This window comes from Mycobacterium sp. 852014-50255_SCH5639931 (genome assembly GCF_001665605.1).
Lineage (GTDB): Bacteria > Actinomycetota > Actinomycetes > Mycobacteriales > Mycobacteriaceae > Mycobacterium > Mycobacterium paraffinicum.
On sequence record NZ_LZSV01000035.1, the window covers coordinates 128,335 to 144,967 of the forward strand.

Here is a 16,633-nt window from a genome sequence, read left to right on the forward strand (position 1 = left end):
GCGCCGGGTGCGCGGGGGGATTCGCGGGTCAATCGAAGATTCCCCGACGAGTGTCCCCCGGGGCCACGTGGTGCTGCAGCGTCTGCAGCCGTTCCGACGAAGTCAGTTGCCACGGAACAGAAGTCACCATGACGTTCGGCATGAACAACAACCGGCCCTTGAGCCGCAGCGCGCTTTGGTTGTGCAGCGCCTGCTCCCACCAACGGCCCACCACGTACTCGGGAATGAAGACGGTGACCACGGTGCGCGGCGATTCCTTGCTGACCCGCTTGACGTAATCCAGTATGGGGCGGGTGATTTCGCGGTACGGCGAGGCGATGACCTTCAGCGGCACACTGATGTCGCTTTCCTCCCACTGGTGCACCAGCTCGCGGGTTTCCCCGTCGTCCACGCTGACGGTGAGCGCCTCGAGCGCATCGGGGCGGGTCGCTCGGGCGTAGGCCAGCGCGCGCAGCGTGGGCAGATGCAGTTTGGACACCAGCACCAGAGCGTGATTGCGGCTGGGCAACACCACGTCGTGCTGGGCGGCGGCCTGCTCCTCCAGTTCCCGGGTGACGGTGCCGTAGTGCCGGTGGATCATCTTCATCATTCCGAACAGCAAACCCATGGCGAAAAGCGCGATCCATGCGCCGGCGACGAACTTCGTCACCAGGACGACCAACAAAACCGCGCCGGTGGAGAGCAATCCGACCGTATTGACGACCCGGGAGCGCACCATCTTGCGCCGCGCACGCGGGTCGGTCTCGGTGCGCAGCAATCGAGTCCAGTGCCGCACCATCCCGATCTGGCTCAGGGTGAACGAAATGAACACCCCGACGATGTACAGCTGGATCAGGGCGGTGACCTCGGCGCGGAACGCGATGATCGCCAGCAGCGCCGCCCCGGACAGGAACAGGATCCCGTTGGAGAACGCCAACCGGTCCCCGCGGGTGTGCAGCTGGCGCGGCAGGTAACTGTGCTGCGCCAGCACCGAGCCGAGCACCGGGAACCCGTTGAACGCGGTGTTGGCGGCCAGCACCAGGATGAGCGCGGTCACCGTGGCGATCAGCAGGAAGCCGATGTGGAAGCTGCCGAACACCGTTTCCGCCAGCTGGGTGACCAGGGTCTTCTGGTAGTAGCCCGGCGGGGCGCCGGCCAGTTGCGTGGCGGGATCCTCGACCAGCTGAACGCGGATCTGCTGAGCCAACACGATGATGCCCATCAGCAGGGTCACCGCGATCGCCCCCAGCATCAGCAGCGTCGTCGCCGCGTTGCGTGACTTGGGCTTCTCGAAAGCCGGAACGCCGTTGCTGATGGCCTCCACACCGGTCAGCGCCGCGCAGCCCGAGGAGAAGGACCGCGCCACCAGGAATGCCAGCGCGAAGCCCACGACCTGGCCGTGCTCGGCGTGCATCTGGAAGCCGGCCGACTCCGCGCGCAGCGGGTTGCCCAGCACGAAGATCCGGAACAGGCCCCAACCGATCATGATGAAGACGCCGACGATGAACGCATAGGTCGGAATGGCGAACGCCACCCCGGACTCCCGGATTCCGCGCAGGTTCAACGCCATCACCAGCAGGATGGCCGCCACGCAGAACCACACCTTGTGCTGGGCCACCAGCGGGATGGCGGAGCCGATGTTAGACATCGCCGACGCCGTCGAAACGGCAACGGTGAGAACGTAATCCACCATCAGGGCGCTGGCGACCACCAGGCCGGCGGTGTCACCGAGGTTGGTGGTGACCACCTCGAAGTCGCCCCCGCCCGACGGGTAGGCGTGCACGTTCTGCCGGTAGCTGGCCACCACGACCAGCATCACCGCGGCCACGGCGAGCCCGATCCAGGGCGTCAACGCGTACGCGGACAGGCCTGCCACCGAGAGCATCAGGAAGACCTCTTCGGGTGCGTACGCCACCGACGACAACGCGTCGGAGGCGAACACCGGCAAGGCGATCCGCTTGGGCAGCAGGGTGTGACTCAGCCGGTCGCTGCGAAACGGCCGGCCAATTAGCAACCGACGCGCTGCGGTTGAAAGTTTGGACACGAGAGCCAAGAGTAAGCCCACAAGGGTTTGGCGGTAGCTTCGTAGGCGAGAATGTTTGCCGACCCGAAATCGGCTGGCCGACGTGGGTTGCCGATCGGGGGGGCGCAGGACGCAGCCGAGAGGATCGGAAAGTGCGAGTAGTGGTGATGGGCTGCGGCCGCGTCGGTTCCTCAGTGGCCGACGGGTTATCGCGGATCGGCCACGACGTCGCGGTCATCGACCGCGACAGCACCGCCTTCAACCGGCTCAGCCCTGAGTACGCCGGGGAGCGGGTGTTGGGCCAGGGGTTTGACCGGGACGTACTGCTGCGGGCCGGCATCGAGGAGGCCGACGCGTTCGCCGCCGTGTCATCCGGGGATAACTCGAACATCATCTCGGCGCGGCTGGCCCGGGAGACCTTCGGCGTCAAGCGCGTCGTCGCCCGGATCTACGACGCCAAGCGCGCCGAGGTCTACGAACGCCTCGGCATCCCGACTATCGCCACCGTGCCCTGGACCACCGACCGCCTGCTCAACGCGCTGCTGCGCGACACCGAGACCGCGAAATGGCGGGACCCGACCGGCACCGTGGCCGTCGCCGAGGTCGTCCTGCACGAGGAGTGGATCGGGCACCGGGTGACCGATCTCGAGCAGGCCACCGGCGCCCGCGTCGCGTTTCTGATCCGGTTCGGTGCCGGCGTCTTGCCGGAACCGAAAACGGTCATCCAGGCCGGCGATCAGGTCTACGTCGCCGCGATCTCCGGCCGCGCCGCCGAGGCTATCGCCATCGCGGCCATGCCACCCAGTGAAGACCTCGGTTAAGGAGACGGCGGATATGAAGGTAGCTGTCGCCGGGGCCGGCGCCGTCGGCCGCTCCGTCAGTCGCGAACTCATCGGCAACGGCCACGACGTGACGCTCATCGAGCGCAATCCCGATCACGTCGACGTCGACGCCATCCCCGCCGCCCACTGGCGTCTCGGCGATGCCTGCGAGCTGAGCCTGCTGGAATCGGTGCATCTGCAGGACTTCGACGTGGTGGTGGCCGCGACCGGCGACGACAAGGCCAACGTCGTGCTCAGCTTGCTGGCCAAGACCGAATTCGCGGTGCCGCGGGTCGTGGCCCGGGTCAACGATCCCCGCAACGAGTGGTTGTTCACCGACGCCTGGGGCGTGGATGTGGCGGTGTCCACGCCGCGCATGCTCGCGTCGCTCATCGAAGAGGCCGTCGCCGTCGGTGATCTGGTGCGGCTCATGGAATTCCGTCGCGGCCAGGCCAACCTCGTCGAGATCACCCTGCCCGACGACACGCCCTGGGGCGGCAAGCCGGTGCGCCGCCTGCAACTGCCCCGGGACGCCTCGCTGGTGACGATCCTGCGCGGCCCGCGGGTGATCGTGCCCGAGGCGGACGAGCCGCTGGAGGGCGGCGACGAGCTGCTCTTCGTCGCGGTCGCGGAGGTCGAAGAGGACCTGCGCAAACTCCTGCTGCCGGACGGCCCGCCGCTCGACAGCTAGTCGCGGACGGGGTCGGCGTCGATCTGGACGCCGGTGTCACCGACCGCCGGCAGGGCACGCTGCACGGCTTTGATCGCCGCGTATGTCGCCAGCGCGGCCGCCACGGTCAGTGGCCACCCCATCGCGATCCGCGCGACCGCCAGCCAACCGGTCTGGTCGGCGTCATAGAGCAGGCCCTGGACGACGAACCGCGCGGCGAACACCAGCACCCAGCAGACCGAGGCGATGTCGAACGCGTAGACGGCCCGGGGCACGTCGCGCCATTCGCGACCACGCCCGCCGGCCCAGCTCCACGCGTAGCCGACCAGAGGCCGTCGGATGACGACCGACGCGGCGAACACCACCGCCCACACCAACGACATCCAGATGCCCAGCAGGAAGTAGCCCTTCGACTCCCCCACGATGTAGGCGATGAGCGCGCAGATGGCGACGCCGAAGAACCCGGAGAATGCCGGTTGCGGGGATTCGCGGCGGATCAACCGCCATACCAACACCAGCGCGGCGACGGCCAGCGCGGACCCGACCGCCACGAGCAAACCGGACACGCTCGAAGCAATGACGAAGATCACAACGGGCAGCGACGAATAGATGACACCGCTGACGCCGCCCACCTGCCCCAGCAGACGTTCCGGTGTGATGCGGCTGGCGGTCGCGGGTTCGGGCGAGCCCGACTCATGCGGTCCCGGACTCGACCCCCAATCGGCGGGGCGAGTCACCGCTGAATCTCGTAGTGCGGGTTGTAGATGGCCTTGGTGCCGTTCTCCAGCTTGCCCAGCCGGCCCCGCACCCGCAGCTTGCGGCCCGAGTCGATGCCGGGTATCCGGCGCTGGCCCAACCAGACCAAAGTGACGGTGTCGCTGCCGTCGAACAGCTCGGCACGGACACCGCCCGGACAGGCCTTGCCGTTACATTCCACGCTGCGCAGCGTGCCGACCATGGTGACCTCTTGGCCACGCTCGCAATCGATGACTCGTTGCGCGCCGGTGAGTGCGACCTCGTCGGACAACTCCTCCGAGTCGCGTTGCTCCGGAGCCTCCGTCAAGCGGCGGGTGAGCCGGCGCAGATATCCTTGGGCCCCCATGGCCCCTCCTGACAATGCCGATAAGCCTTGGCGCTTCCATTTATGCCAACGGACACCGTAGACCTGTTGGTTCCCGCGCGCCAACCGACTCAAACACCGCTGTTGGGCACAAATGAACGCCGGGGCAATATCAGGGGATGACTGCCGATCTGCGGGGTGTCACGACCGTCTTGCTGCCCGGCACGGGGTCCGACGACGACTACGTTCGCCGGGCTTTTTCGGGCCCGCTGCGCGAGGCCGGCGCCGTGCTGGTGACCCCGCCGCCCAACCCGAATCGGTTGATCGACGGCTACGTGTCCGCTTTGGATATCGCCGCGCGCACGCGCCCGATCGCCGTCGGCGGCGTCTCGATCGGCGCGGCGGTGGCGGTCGCCTGGGCACTGGCCCACCCCGACAGGGCGGTCGCCGTCCTGGCCGCGCTGCCGGCGTGGGCCGGGGAACCCGAAACGGCGCCCGCGGCACTCGCGGCGCGGCATACGGCATCGCAGCTCCGTGCTGACGGACTGGAGGCGACGACCAACCAGATGCGGGCGTCCAGCCCGCCGTGGCTGGCCGACGAGCTGGCGCGGTCGTGGCGCGCCCAGTGGCCACAACTGCCCGACGCCATGGACGAAGCCGCCGGCCACGTGGCGCCCAACCACGCCGAGCTGGCCCGGCTGGCCGTGCCACTGGCTGTGGCGTCCGCCGTCGACGATCCCATCCATCCACTCCAGGTCGGTGTGGAGTGGGTTGCCGCCGCGCCGCGGGCCGCGCTGCGGACGGTGACGCTCGACCAGATCGGCTCGGACCCCGCCGCGCTGGGCGCGGCGTGCCTGGCCGCCCTCGCCGAGCTGAGCTAGGGGGATTGGTTCAGCCCCCGGTGGTGGTGCGCAGCTGCTGCATGGCCGAACCGTCAACGCTGCGGCGCGCCGCCGGCTGGTTGGACCCCTCCTGCTCCGCGGCCTGTTGCGCCTCGGCCTGCTGGGCCTGCTGGGCGGCCGCGGCCTCCCGCAATTGCTGCGCCATCGGCTCGGGCAGCTGCACGGTCAACGGCGTGCGCACCGGAAGGGGTGTGTCACCGCGGCGAACCACGGTGTCCGCCAACGCCGCTCGCGCCTCCTGCTCGAGGGCTTCCATGGTCTCGTGGGGGCCGTTGATGACGCAGCGGATCATCCAGCGGTAGCCGTCGACCCCGATGAAGCGCACCGCACCGGAGGCGGAGCCGACCACCTCGCGGCCCCAGGGGCCGTCCTTGATGCTGACTTTGGCCGAGTCCTTGCGCAGGGAATCGGCGAGTTCACTGGCCACTTCCCGCCACAGGCCGCCCGTCTTCGGTGCCGCGTAGGCCGCGATAGTGAAGCGGCCGTTGGGCGTGACGACCCACACGGCGCTCGGAACGCCGGTCTCGGTCAGTTCGACCTGCAGCTGGCCCGCCTCCGGCATCGGAATGAGCACCGAGCCCAGGTCCAGGCGCGCCAGCTCCGCAACCGACGGGTCCTCGAAATCGTCGATATCGAACGGGCCCTCGAGTTCTTCGTCGAACTCGTCGTCGATCGGGTCAGCGACTGCGTCCACCGACTGGTCGCTGTCGTCGTTGCTTGAACGTCTATTGAGTGCCATCACAAACTCGCATGTCCGCCGGAGGAACCGTGGCCACCGTCGCCACGGGATGTGTCGGCCAGGCCGGCCTCGTCGAACGACGACACCTCGACCAGCTCTACCAGCTCGACCCGCTGCACGAGCAGCTGGGCGATGCGGTCGCCGCGGTGCACCACGATGGGCTCGGTGGGATCGAGGTTGATCAGCGCAACCTTGATCTCGCCGCGATAGCCCGCGTCGATGGTTCCCGGACTGTTGACGATCGATAGCCCCACGCGCGACGCCAATCCCGAACGCGGGTGCACCAACCCGACCATCCCGAACGGGATCGCGACGGCCACGCCCGTGCGGACCAGGGCGCGTCGCCCGGGTTCCAGCTTGAGGTCTTCCGCGCTGTAGAGGTCCACCCCGGCGTCGCCTTGGTGAGCGCGCGTGGGCAGTGGAAGCTCGGGATCAAGACGGACGATGGCGAGACTGGTCGACACGGGGCCACAGATTACCCTTGACTGCGTGTCCGATACGCGCGTCGCGCCGCACAATGTGCGATATCGCGAACGACTGTGGGTGCCATGGTGGTGGTGGCCGCTGGCCTTCGGGCTGGCGGGGCTGATCGCCTTCGAAGTCAACATGGGTGTCGCCCCCCGGCCTTCCTGGTTGCCGTACGCAACGCTTTTCGCGGTGGCGGCCGGCGCCCTGTTGTGGCTGGGCCGCGTCGAGATCCGGGTGACCGCCGACCCGAACGTCCCGGGCGGGGTTGAACTGTGGGCCGGCGAGGCGCACCTGCCGGTCACCGTGATCGCCCGGTCCGCCGCGGTCGTCCCGTCGGCCAAGTCCGCGGCCCTGGGCCGCCAACTCGACCCGGCGGCTTACGTGTTGCATCGGGCATGGATCGGGCCGATGATCCTGGTCGTCCTCGATGACCCGGACGACCCGACGCCGTACTGGCTGGTGAGTTGCCGCCACCCCGAGCGGGTGCTGTCGGCATTGCGCAGCTGATCCCGAACCCCGGTCAGGCCGCGCAGTCGGTACAGATCATCAGGCCGTTCTTCTCGCTGGCCAGCCGGCTGCGGTGTTGCACCAGGAAACAGCTCGAGCAGGTGAATTCGTCGGCCTGCTTCGGAATGACGCGAACTGACAGTTCTTCCCCGGACAGATCGGCGCCGGGCAGCTCGAAAGACTCAGCGGTTTCGGATTCGTCGACGTCCACCACGGCCGAAGCCGCCTCGTTGCGCCGCGCTTTGAGCTCCTCCAGCGAGTCTTCCGAGACGTCGTCGGTCTCGGTGCGCCGTGGAGCGTCGTAGTCGGTAGGCATATTCGTTTCCCCTGCCCTATTGCCTCTTCATGCCTCGTGTCTCAGGCATCGCTTTGTACCAGCGTCGAACGCATCCACCAAATGATTCGTGCCCGGATCGCGCCCCGGTTATGTGTGATTTACGTCACACACCCATCTTCGCCCTTGCGTTCGCCTTTGAACAGTGCGTTTAGGGTGTGACTAGAGTGCACCTGTGGTCGCACAAATCACCGAGGGTACCGCCTTCGACAAGCACGGCCGGCCCTTCCGGCGGCGCAATCCGCGCCCCGCCATCGTCGTCGTCGTTTTCCTCGTGGTGGTGACGGCCGTGGTGTGGACGATCGCGCTGACCCGGCCGGCGAAGGTGCACGAGGTCGCGGTGTGCAACCCGCCGCCGAAAGGGGCCGGATCCGGGGCGCCCGCTCAGCTCGGTGAGCAGGTGTCGCGAAGCGCGATGATGGACGTCACACCCGCCAAGCTCAGCGACACCAAGGTCCGCGTGCTCAACGCCAGCGGCCGTGGCGGGCAGGCCGGTGACGTCTCAGGCGCTCTCAAAGACCTCGGGTTTGCCCAGCCGACGGCCGCTAACGATCCGCTCTATGCCGGCACGCGGCTGACCTGCCAGGGCCAGATCCGGTTCGGTACGGCGGGGCAAGCCACCGCGGCAGCGGTCTGGTTGGTGGCGCCGTGCATGGAGCTGTTCAACGACAGCCGCGCCGACGACTCAGTCGACCTGGCGTTGGGTACGGACTTCACCGCGCTGGCCCACAACGACGACATCGATGCCGTGCTGGCCACGCTGCGCCCCGGCGCCACCGAGCCGTCAGACCCCGCGCTGCTCACGAAGATTCACGCCAGCAGCTGCTGACAGCGGCGTCAATCGAGGATCGGGTCGAGGCCGTCGATTTCATCCAGGGCGGCCAGCAGCTCGTCGGCGATTCCCGGCGCGGCGGCCAGCACCAGCCCGGCGCCCTCAATGTCGTTCGCCGGCAAGGAAACCCGCGCGCCCGCCTCAGCGGCGATCAGCGCACCGGCGGCGCAATCCCACGGCTGCAGGCCGTGCTCGTAGAACGCGTCTAGCCGGCCCGCCGCGACCATGCACAGATCCAGCGCCGCCGAACCGATCCGGCGGACGTCGCGGACCACCGGCAACAGCCGCGCCAACAGGGCCGCCTGCGTCGCCCGCCGCTGCCGCGAGTACCCGAAACCCGTGCCCAGCAGCGCCATCGACAAATCATCGACCGCGGCGCACCGCAGCGGCCGCACCCCCTGGTCGTCAATGACATGCGCGCCCAGGCCGGTCGCGGCCGAGTACACCCGGCCGGCGACGACGTCGGCGACCGCGCCCGCCACCGACACGCCGTCGACTTGCACGCCGACCGACACCGCGTACGCCGGGATCCCGTAGACAAAGTTCACCGTGCCGTCGATGGGATCGAGCACCCACGTCACCGCGCCCGCGGGGGTCCCCGCCGGGTCGGCCGGGCCGCCGCCCTCCTCGCCGAGAATCGGGTCACCGGGCCGTAATTCGGCCAGCCGGTCCCGCAACAGGCGTTCGGTCTCCGTGTCGACGACGGTCACCGGATCGGTGGGGGTGCTCTTCGACCGCACCGCGCCGTTGCCCGGAAGTTGCGAGTTCGCCGGGGCCTCGCCGAAGACCTCGGCGCGGCGACGCCGCACGAACGCGGCGGCCTCCGTGGCCAGCGATTCGGCCACCGTGCGCAAGCGGGCGGGCTCGTCATCTCCTCGGGTCACCGGTCTATCGCATCACAGGCGGCACGGCCCCGCAGATACCCCGTAGGCGCACCAGCGCCGGGCTAAGGTGGGCGGACAGCCTCAGCCACGTCCAGGAGCTTCGATGACCAGCACCGACTCGACCACGGAAACGCCCGGCACCGGCGCCGCCGTCGGCACCCCACAGCGTCGGGGATTCGGCATCGACGTCGGCGGCAGCGGCATCAAGGGCGGCGTCGTCGACATGGACACCGGGCAGCTGATCGGCGAGCGGATCAAGCTGTTGACCCCGCAGCCGGCAACGCCGCCGGCGGTTGCTAAGACCATCGCCGAGGTGGTCAACGCGTTCGGCTGGACCGGTCCACTCGGGGTGACCTATCCCGGGGTCGTCACCCACGGTGTCGTCCAGACGGCTGCCAACGTCGACAACTCGTGGATCGGCAGCAACGCGCGCGACATCATCAGCGCGGAGTTGGACGGCCAGGACGTCACGGTGCTCAACGATGCGGACGCCGCGGGGCTGGCCGAGGAGCACTACGGCGCCGGCAGAAATCGGTCCGGTCTGGTCGTGTTGCTGACGTTCGGGACGGGAATCGGCTCCGCGGTCATCCACAACGGCGTCTTGATACCCAACACCGAGTTCGGCCATCTCGAGGTCGGCGGCAAGGAAGCCGAGCAGCGCGCGGCGTCGTCGGTCAAGGAGAAGAACGGTTGGAGCTTCGAAAAGTGGGCCAAGCAGGTCACCCGGGTGCTGGTGGCCATCGAGAACGCGGTGTGGCCGGACCTGTTCATCGCGGGGGGCGGCATCAGCCGCAAGGCCGACAAGTGGCTACCGCTGCTCGAAAATCGCACCCCGGTGGTGGCGGCGGCCCTGCTCAACACCGCCGGGATCGTCGGCGCGGCCATGGCCTCCACCTCCGACGTGACGCACTGATTTTCGCCCGGCAGAGCCGTTGCACCGCTCACTGTCGTTACAATGGTCATCGGCGACCGCCCGAACGATAGCGTGCAAACACCCACGCTGATCCAACGCCGACATCGACATAGCAGACACTTTCGGTTAACCATGCCCAATACCCACCGAAGGTGAGCCCAAACGAAGGGGTGTAAGTGGCAGCGACCAAGGCAAGCCCGGCAACCGAAGCGCCGGTGAAACGGACCGCCACGAAGTCTCCGTCCTCCCCCGCTAAGCGATCGGCGGCCAAGGCCGCTCATGGCTCCGCCCCCGCGAAACGCGCCGCCAAGGCGCCGGCACGCGCGGCCGAGGCCGGCGCCGCCGCCGACACCAAGAAGACCCGCACCGCCAAGGCACCGTCGGGCCGCGGGACCAAAGCGGCCAAGGGCGCGCCGGCGGATTCCGACGTCGACGTGGAGGCCGTCGAAGATCTCGACGACGCGGAGCTCGACGCCGAGCCCGGCGAAGACCTCGAGATCGACGCCGCCGACCTGAGCCTGGACGACCTGGAGGAAGACGACGTCGCGGCCGAAAGCGAGGACGCCGAAGTCGACCCGCCCGACCCCGACGACAGCGAGGAAGGGGCAACCGCCCCGGCAGCCGCCGTGGTTGCCGCGGCTCCCGCCGAGGACGACGAGGAAATCGCCGAGCCCTCCGAAAAGGACAAAGCCTCCGGCGATTTCGTCTGGGACGAAGACGAGTCTGAGGCGCTGCGGCAAGCGCGCAAGGACGCCGAACTCACCGCATCCGCGGACTCGGTTCGCGCGTACCTCAAGCAGATCGGCAAGGTGGCGCTGCTCAACGCCGAGGAAGAGGTCGAGCTGGCGAAGCGAATCGAAGCCGGCCTGTACGCCACGCAGCTGATGGCCGAGATGGCCGAGCGCGGCGACAAGCTGCCCGCCGCTCAGCGCCGCGACATGATGTGGATCTGCCGCGACGGCGACCGCGCGAAAAACCATCTGCTGGAAGCCAACCTGCGCCTCGTGGTGTCGCTGGCCAAGCGGTACACCGGCCGCGGGATGGCGTTCCTGGACCTCATTCAGGAAGGCAACCTGGGCCTGATCCGTGCGGTCGAGAAGTTCGACTACACCAAGGGCTACAAGTTCTCCACCTACGCGACGTGGTGGATCCGGCAGGCCATCACCCGCGCCATGGCCGACCAGGCCCGCACCATCCGCATCCCGGTGCACATGGTCGAGGTGATCAACAAGCTGGGCCGCATCCAGCGCGAGCTGTTGCAGGACCTGGGCCGCGAGCCCACGCCTGAAGAGCTGGCCAAGGAAATGGACATCACGCCCGAAAAGGTGCTGGAGATCCAGCAATACGCCCGTGAGCCGATCTCGCTGGACCAGACCATCGGCGACGAGGGCGACAGTCAACTGGGTGACTTCATCGAGGACAGCGAGGCCGTGGTGGCCGTCGACGCGGTGTCGTTCACCCTGCTGCAAGACCAGTTGCAGTCGGTGCTGGAGACGCTGTCGGAGCGCGAAGCCGGCGTAGTACGGCTGCGTTTCGGCCTCACCGACGGCCAGCCGCGCACCCTCGACGAGATCGGCCAGGTCTACGGCGTCACCCGCGAGCGCATCCGTCAGATCGAGTCCAAGACGATGTCAAAGCTGCGCCACCCCAGCCGTTCCCAGGTCTTGCGCGACTACCTCGACTAGTAACCACCGAACGTCCTCGCCGGAGCCGTTGCCGCGCAAGGACGCTCAGCGCCCACGGAAAATGCGTCGCGCCGCCGGCGGGACCGTCGTACGGTTACTCCCATGTCAGCCAACCGCACAGTGGTGTCATCCGGCTCCGAGTTCGAAGCCGCCGTCGGCTATTCGCGCGCGGTCCGGGTCGGCCCGCACGTGTCGGTAGCCGGAACGACCGGTGCCGGGCCGGCCGGCGACATCGCGGCCCAGGCCCGAGATGCGTTGCGCCGCATCGAGGTTGCGCTCCGACAGGCGGGAGCGGCGCTCTCCGACGTGGTCCGCACCCGGATCTATGTCACCGACATCTCCCGCTGGCGCGAGGTCGCGGCGATACACGCGCAGGTCTTCGGCGCGATCCGTCCCGCGGCCACCATGGTGGAGGTGTCCGCGCTGATAGCGCCCGAGTTGTTGGTCGAGATCGAGGCCGACGCCTACGTGGACTCCCCAGCGGGCGGGAAGGTTCCGTCGGGCGCCGGGCGGTAGGCCGTGACTCTGATCACAGCGTCCGTGGGCAGCGGACCGTACAGGTGCGGGAACAGCATCGACTCCGGATCCGTTGCAACGCCTGGCTCCCAACGCACTTCGGAGTGCAGCCGCGCCGGATCGATGTGCAGTAGCACCAAGTCATCGCGGCCCCGATAGAGCCGATTCGCCGGCAGGTGAACCTGCCCCGGCGTCGACAGATGGATGAACTGGCCGCCGGACGCGTGGATCTCACCGGCCGCGCGGGCACGGGACCATTCGTCCACCCCACACAGATGTACCAGCAGGTCAGGAGCGGAAGTCATGGACGAACACATTAGAGATGCGTCGGAAACGAAACGTTTACAGGCCGTGAGAAACGACACACCCGATAACGATCAGGGAACAACGCGAAAACCCCATACGTCTGAGAGAGTGAATAAAAGCAAGAACGGAGAAGCCATGAATGCAACTCTGACCAGTCCCGAGCTAACCCGTGCGGACCGCTGCGACCGCTGCGGTGCCGCCGCTCGAGTCCGTGCCACGCTGCCTTCCGGAGCTGAGCTTCTCTTCTGCCAGCATCACGCCAATGAGCACGAGGCGAAATTGACCGAGCTTTCCGCCGTCCTGGAGGTCAGCGCAAGCTAGTCCGCCGGACTCACCCGTCGGCAATGTGGGCGACGGGGCAAGTCTTCGGTAATGCTGGACGGGTATGAGCGATCAAGTCGCAAAACCGTCGCGCCATCACATCTGGCGACTCGGTCTGAGGACCCTCTCGAAAAGCTGGGATGACTCCATCTTTTCCGAGTCCGCGCAGGCGGGCTTCTGGTCGGCGCTGTCGCTACCGCCGCTGCTCCTGGGGATGCTGGGAAGCATGGCCTACGTGGCGCCGCTGTTCGGGCCCGACACGTTGACGGCGATCGAGAAGAGCATCATCTCCGCGATCCGCAGCTTCTTCTCGCCCAGCGTCGTCAACGAGATCATCGAGCCGACCATCCGTGACGTCACCGCCAATGCGCGTGGCGAGGTGGTGTCGGTCGGCTTCCTGATCTCAATGTGGGCGGGATCGTCGGCGATCTCGGCCTACGTCGACGCCGTGGTGGAGGCGCACGACCAGACCCCGCTGCGGCACCCCGTGCGGCAGCGGCTCTTCGCCCTGTTCCTCTACATGGTGATGCTGGTGTTCGTGGTGGTGGCCGCGCCGGTATTGGTGGTGGGCCCGCGCAAGGTGAGCGAACACATCCCGTACGACTTGGCCAACGTCCTGCGCTACGGGTATTACCCGGCGCTGATCCTCGGACTGCTGGTCGGGGTGGTCATCCTGTACCGGGTGGCGCTGCCCGAACCCCTGCCGACGCACCGGCTGATCTTCGGTGCCGTGCTCGCCACGGCGGTCTTCCTGATCGCGACGCTGGGCCTTCGGATCTACCTGCGGTGGATCACCAGCACCGGCTACACCTACGGTGCGCTGGCCACACCTATCGCGTTCCTGCTATTCGCGTTCTTCGGCGGTTTCGCGGTCATGCTCGGCGCCGAACTCAACGCGGCAGTCCAGGAGGAGTTCCCGGCGCCGAAGACGCACGCCCACCGGTTGCGCAAGTGGCTGGAATACCGCGTGACGGCGCTGAAGCGTCCGGCGGCTTCGTCACCCGAGCCGGCGCCCGCCGATAACGCGACGCTGGCGGCCGAGCCGTCGCGGCCGACCTAGCCCTTCTTCATCCGGTCGTAGATCTGCTTGCAATCCGGGCAGACCGGCGAACCCGGCTTGGCCGCCTTGGTGACGGGAAAGACCTCCCCGCACAACGCCACCACGTGGCTACCCATGACCGCGCTCTCGGCGATCTTGTCCTTCTTGACGTAGTGGAAGTACTTCGGCGTATCGCTGCCCGTCCCGTCGTCGACGCGTTCGTCGGTCTCGGTGCGTTCGATCGTCTGGGTCTCCATACCTGACATTGTGCCCCGTAACTCGCTCCTGCCGGAATTGCCCGGGTGTGGGAGAGTGGAGAAATGAAGCGCGAATCCGATCTGGGGTTCGACGATGAGGGCCGGCCGGTGCTCATCACCGCCGCAGCACCCTCTTACGAAGAGCAGCACCGCGCGCGGGTCCGGAAATACTTGACGCTGATGGGGTTCCGGATCCCGGCGCTAATCCTCGCCGCGCTGGCATACGGCGCGTGGCACAACGGCCTGATCTCACTGGCGATCGTGGCCGTGTCGATCCCGTTGCCGTGGATGGCGGTCCTGATCGCCAACGACCGGCCACCGCGCAGCCCCGACGAGCCGCGGCGGTTCGACGATGCCCGGCGGCGCACGCCGCTGTTCCCGAGCGCCGAGCGGCCGGCGATCGAACCGCCCCGGCATCCCCACTCGAGCTGGCCAACCGGACCGCAGGGCTCGGAATAGTCCGCACTTCTCAGGACATTCTCAGGTCGACGGCACATTCCCGCACGTCAAGACGTGTGAGATCACAACGGGCCGGGAACTCTCAGGGCTGATCTGTCGTTGAACTCCATGACAGAACAAGCCGAACGGGAGGTCGCTATGGCGAACGCCAGCACGAGCAGATTTGACGGCGATCTGGATGCTCAAAGCCCGGCCGCTGACCTCGTGCGCGTATATCTCAATGGCATCGGTAAGACGGCGCTGCTGAACGCGGCGGGCGAGGTTGAACTGGCCAAGCGCATCGAGGCCGGGCTCTACGCCGAGCATCTGCTCGAAACGCGCAAGCGCCTCGGCGAGAACCGCCGACGTGACCTCGATGCCGTCGCGCGCGACGGACAGGCCGCGCGCCGTCACCTGCTGGAAGCCAACCTGCGTCTGGTGGTGTCGCTGGCCAAGCGCTACACGGGCCGCGGTATGCCGCTGCTGGACCTCATCCAGGAGGGCAACCTGGGCTTGATCCGCGCGATGGAGAAGTTCGACTACACAAAGGGATTCAAGTTCTCCACCTATGCCACTTGGTGGATTCGCCAGGCCATCACCCGTGGCATGGCCGACCAGAGCCGCACCATCCGGCTGCCGGTGCACCTGGTTGAGCAGGTCAACAAGCTGGCGCGAATAAAGCGGGAGATGCACCAGAACCTGGGACGCGAGGCCACCGACGAGGAACTCGCGGCCGAGTCCGGCATCCCGGTCGAAAAGATCAACGACCTGCTCGAGCACAGCCGCGACCCGGTAAGCCTGGACATGCCGGTCGGCTCCGAAGAAGAGGCCCCGCTGGGCGATTTCATCGAGGACGCCGAGGCGATGTCCGCCGAGAACGCGGTGATCGCCGAGCTGCTGCACACCGACATCCGCAGCGTGCTCGCCACTCTCGACGAGCGCGAGCACCAGGTGATCCGGCTGCGCTTCGGCCTGGACGACGGCCAGCCACGCACCCTCGATCAGATCGGCAAGCTGTTCGGCCTCTCGCGCGAGCGGGTCCGGCAGATCGAGCGAGACGTAATGTCCAAACTCCGCCACGGCGAGCGCGCCGACCGGCTACGGTCGTACGCAAGCTAAGACCCCCCCAGCTAGGTAGCAGACGGTATGCCCGCCGCGCACGCGGCGGGCATACTGCTTGTCGGGGCAGCGTTACACCCATTCGCGCAGCTGGCCAAGTAGACTCGGCGTCGATGGAAGGTGCTGAATGAACGACCTGGTTGACACCACCGAGATGTACTTGCGGACCATCTACGACCTCGAAGAAGAGGGCGTGACCCCGCTGCGTGCGCGCATCGCAGAACGCCTCGACCAGAGCGGGCCGACAGTCAGCCAGACCGTATCCCGCATGGAGCGCGACGGGCTGCTCCACGTCGCCGGCGACCGCCACCTGGAGCTCACCGACAAGGGCCGGGCGCTGGCCATTTCCGTCATGCGCAAGCACCGCCTCGCGGAGCGATTGCTCGTCGACGTCATCGGGGTGCCCTGGGAGGAAGTGCACGCCGAGGCATGCCGGTGGGAGCACGTGATGAGCGAGGACGTCGAGCGGCGTCTGGTCAAGGTGCTCAACCACCCGACCACCTCCCCCTTCGGTAACCCGATCCCGGGTCTGTTGGACCTGGGCGTCGGCCCCGAGTCCGGCGCCGACGACGCCAACCTCGTCCGGCTCACCGAGTTGCCGCCCGGTTCGCCGGTGGCCGTGGTCGTCCGCCAACTGACCGAACATGTGCAAGGTGACATCGACCTGATCACCCGCCTGAAGGACGCCGGCGTCGTCCCCAACGCGCGGGTGACCGTCGAGACCGGGCCCGCCGGGGTCACCATCGTCATCCCGGGCCACGAGAACGTCACCCTGCCGCACGAGATGGCGCACGCCGTCAAGGTCGAGAAAGTCTGACCG

General features: G+C 67.7%; 22 protein-coding genes. 13 read left to right on the forward strand and 9 right to left on the reverse strand.

Features of this window, described 5'->3' with window-relative positions:
- Nucleotides 1-28: 28 nt before the first annotated feature.
- Nucleotides 29-2,023 (reverse strand): APC family permease, encoded by a 1,995-nt coding sequence (locus tag A5758_RS21535; protein ID WP_067744227.1) that lies wholly within the window; start codon nucleotides 2,021-2,023, stop codon nucleotides 29-31.
- 131 nt (nucleotides 2,024-2,154) lie between these two features.
- Between A5758_RS21535 and A5758_RS21540 the strand changes: the two genes are divergently transcribed.
- Together A5758_RS21540 and A5758_RS21545 are read left to right on the forward strand one after the other, a co-directional pair.
- The gene (locus A5758_RS21540; protein ID WP_156622740.1) at nucleotides 2,155-2,823 is read left to right on the forward strand and encodes a TrkA family potassium uptake protein; all 669 of its coding nucleotides are present in this window, start codon (nucleotides 2,155-2,157) and stop codon (nucleotides 2,821-2,823) included.
- A gap of 13 nt (nucleotides 2,824-2,836) precedes the next feature.
- Nucleotides 2,837-3,514, forward strand: coding sequence for a TrkA family potassium uptake protein (locus A5758_RS21545; protein ID WP_067199263.1), 678 nt, complete (start codon nucleotides 2,837-2,839; stop codon nucleotides 3,512-3,514).
- Here the strand turns inward: A5758_RS21545 and A5758_RS21550 are convergent.
- Nucleotides 3,511-4,152: a DUF3159 domain-containing protein gene (locus A5758_RS21550; protein WP_067199633.1), complete on the reverse strand. Its 642-nt coding sequence runs from the start codon at nucleotides 4,150-4,152 to the stop codon at nucleotides 3,511-3,513. The genes A5758_RS21545 and A5758_RS21550 overlap by 4 nt on opposite strands.
- 74 nt (nucleotides 4,153-4,226) lie before the next feature.
- A complete protein-coding gene (locus A5758_RS21555) occupies nucleotides 4,227-4,595 on the reverse strand; it encodes an OB-fold nucleic acid binding domain-containing protein (protein WP_067199265.1) in 369 nt (122 codons plus the stop codon).
- A 137-nt stretch (nucleotides 4,596-4,732) separates the two neighbouring features.
- On the opposite strand from A5758_RS21555, the gene A5758_RS21560 reads away from it, so the two are divergent.
- Entirely contained in the window at nucleotides 4,733-5,434 is a 702-nt protein-coding gene (locus tag A5758_RS21560; protein ID WP_067744229.1) for an alpha/beta fold hydrolase, read from the forward strand.
- Nucleotides 5,435-5,444: 10 nt separating this feature from the next.
- Here A5758_RS21560 and A5758_RS21565 read toward each other — a convergent pair whose 3' ends face one another.
- Nucleotides 5,445-6,197 (reverse strand): DUF3710 domain-containing protein, encoded by a 753-nt coding sequence (locus A5758_RS21565; protein ID WP_067744232.1) that lies wholly within the window; start codon nucleotides 6,195-6,197, stop codon nucleotides 5,445-5,447.
- Entirely contained in the window at nucleotides 6,194-6,658 is a 465-nt protein-coding gene (dut, locus tag A5758_RS21570; protein ID WP_066950303.1) for a dUTP diphosphatase, read from the reverse strand. The genes A5758_RS21565 and dut overlap by 4 nt, the downstream gene beginning before the upstream one ends.
- 25 nt (nucleotides 6,659-6,683) lie before the next feature.
- Here dut and A5758_RS21575 point away from each other — a divergent pair, with 25 nt between their 5' ends.
- Nucleotides 6,684-7,169, forward strand: coding sequence for a DUF3093 domain-containing protein (locus A5758_RS21575; RefSeq protein WP_067744234.1), 486 nt, complete (start codon nucleotides 6,684-6,686; stop codon nucleotides 7,167-7,169).
- Between the two features lie 13 nt (nucleotides 7,170-7,182).
- Here A5758_RS21575 and A5758_RS21580 read toward each other — a convergent pair whose 3' ends face one another.
- Nucleotides 7,183-7,485, reverse strand: a complete 303-nt coding sequence (locus A5758_RS21580; RefSeq protein ID WP_007171590.1) for a DUF4193 domain-containing protein — start codon at nucleotides 7,483-7,485, stop codon at nucleotides 7,183-7,185.
- Between the two features lie 193 nt (nucleotides 7,486-7,678).
- On the opposite strand from A5758_RS21580, the gene cei reads away from it, so the two are divergent.
- Complete coding sequence (gene cei / locus A5758_RS21585) at nucleotides 7,679-8,332, forward strand: envelope integrity protein Cei (protein ID WP_066950310.1); 654 nt, start codon at nucleotides 7,679-7,681, stop codon at nucleotides 8,330-8,332.
- Nucleotides 8,333-8,340: 8 nt separating this feature from the next.
- On the opposite strand, the gene A5758_RS21590 is transcribed toward cei, so the two are convergent.
- A complete protein-coding gene (locus tag A5758_RS21590; RefSeq protein ID WP_067744237.1) occupies nucleotides 8,341-9,219 on the reverse strand; it encodes an inositol monophosphatase family protein in 879 nt (292 codons plus the stop codon).
- A 103-nt stretch (nucleotides 9,220-9,322) separates the two neighbouring features.
- On the opposite strand from A5758_RS21590, the gene ppgK reads away from it, so the two are divergent.
- The 3 genes from ppgK (at nucleotide 9,323) to A5758_RS21605 (ending at nucleotide 12,333) form a co-directional block, all read left to right on the forward strand.
- Entirely contained in the window at nucleotides 9,323-10,132 is an 810-nt protein-coding gene (ppgK, locus tag A5758_RS21595; protein ID WP_067744242.1) for a polyphosphate--glucose phosphotransferase, read from the forward strand.
- 176 nt (nucleotides 10,133-10,308) lie between these two features.
- Entirely contained in the window at nucleotides 10,309-11,817 is a 1,509-nt protein-coding gene (locus tag A5758_RS21600) for an RNA polymerase sigma factor (RefSeq protein ID WP_082939798.1), read from the forward strand.
- Between the two features lie 102 nt (nucleotides 11,818-11,919).
- Nucleotides 11,920-12,333: a RidA family protein gene (locus tag A5758_RS21605; RefSeq protein WP_067744245.1), complete on the forward strand. Its 414-nt coding sequence runs from the start codon at nucleotides 11,920-11,922 to the stop codon at nucleotides 12,331-12,333.
- Here A5758_RS21605 and A5758_RS21610 read toward each other — a convergent pair.
- Nucleotides 12,282-12,638, reverse strand: a complete 357-nt coding sequence (locus tag A5758_RS21610; protein WP_067744248.1) for a DUF952 domain-containing protein — start codon at nucleotides 12,636-12,638, stop codon at nucleotides 12,282-12,284. The two genes, A5758_RS21605 and A5758_RS21610, sit on opposite strands and share 52 nt — an antisense overlap.
- Before the next feature lie 136 nt (nucleotides 12,639-12,774).
- On the opposite strand from A5758_RS21610, the gene A5758_RS25445 reads away from it, so the two are divergent.
- A complete protein-coding gene (locus tag A5758_RS25445; protein ID WP_082939152.1) occupies nucleotides 12,775-12,960 on the forward strand; it encodes a hypothetical protein in 186 nt (61 codons plus the stop codon).
- Nucleotides 12,961-13,024: 64 nt separating this feature from the next.
- The gene (locus A5758_RS21615; protein WP_067744251.1) at nucleotides 13,025-14,020 is read left to right on the forward strand and encodes a YihY/virulence factor BrkB family protein; all 996 of its coding nucleotides are present in this window, start codon (nucleotides 13,025-13,027) and stop codon (nucleotides 14,018-14,020) included.
- On the opposite strand, the gene A5758_RS21620 is transcribed toward A5758_RS21615, so the two are convergent.
- Nucleotides 14,017-14,256, reverse strand: coding sequence for a DUF3039 domain-containing protein (locus A5758_RS21620; RefSeq protein ID WP_066950325.1), 240 nt, complete (start codon nucleotides 14,254-14,256; stop codon nucleotides 14,017-14,019). The two genes, A5758_RS21615 and A5758_RS21620, sit on opposite strands and share 4 nt — an antisense overlap.
- Before the next feature lie 45 nt (nucleotides 14,257-14,301).
- Between A5758_RS21620 and A5758_RS21625 the strand changes: the two genes are divergently transcribed.
- The 3 genes from A5758_RS21625 (at nucleotide 14,302) to ideR (ending at nucleotide 16,630) form a co-directional block, all read left to right on the forward strand.
- Entirely contained in the window at nucleotides 14,302-14,715 is a 414-nt protein-coding gene (locus A5758_RS21625) for a DUF3099 domain-containing protein (RefSeq protein ID WP_369816474.1), read from the forward strand.
- 108 nt (nucleotides 14,716-14,823) lie between these two features.
- Nucleotides 14,824-15,813, forward strand: coding sequence for a sigma-70 family RNA polymerase sigma factor SigB (gene sigB / locus A5758_RS21630; protein ID WP_082939153.1), 990 nt, complete (start codon nucleotides 14,824-14,826; stop codon nucleotides 15,811-15,813).
- A 127-nt stretch (nucleotides 15,814-15,940) separates the two neighbouring features.
- The gene (gene ideR / locus A5758_RS21635; RefSeq protein ID WP_066950336.1) at nucleotides 15,941-16,630 is read left to right on the forward strand and encodes an iron-dependent transcriptional regulator IdeR; all 690 of its coding nucleotides are present in this window, start codon (nucleotides 15,941-15,943) and stop codon (nucleotides 16,628-16,630) included.
- The last annotated feature ends 3 nt before the right edge of the window (nucleotides 16,631-16,633 follow it).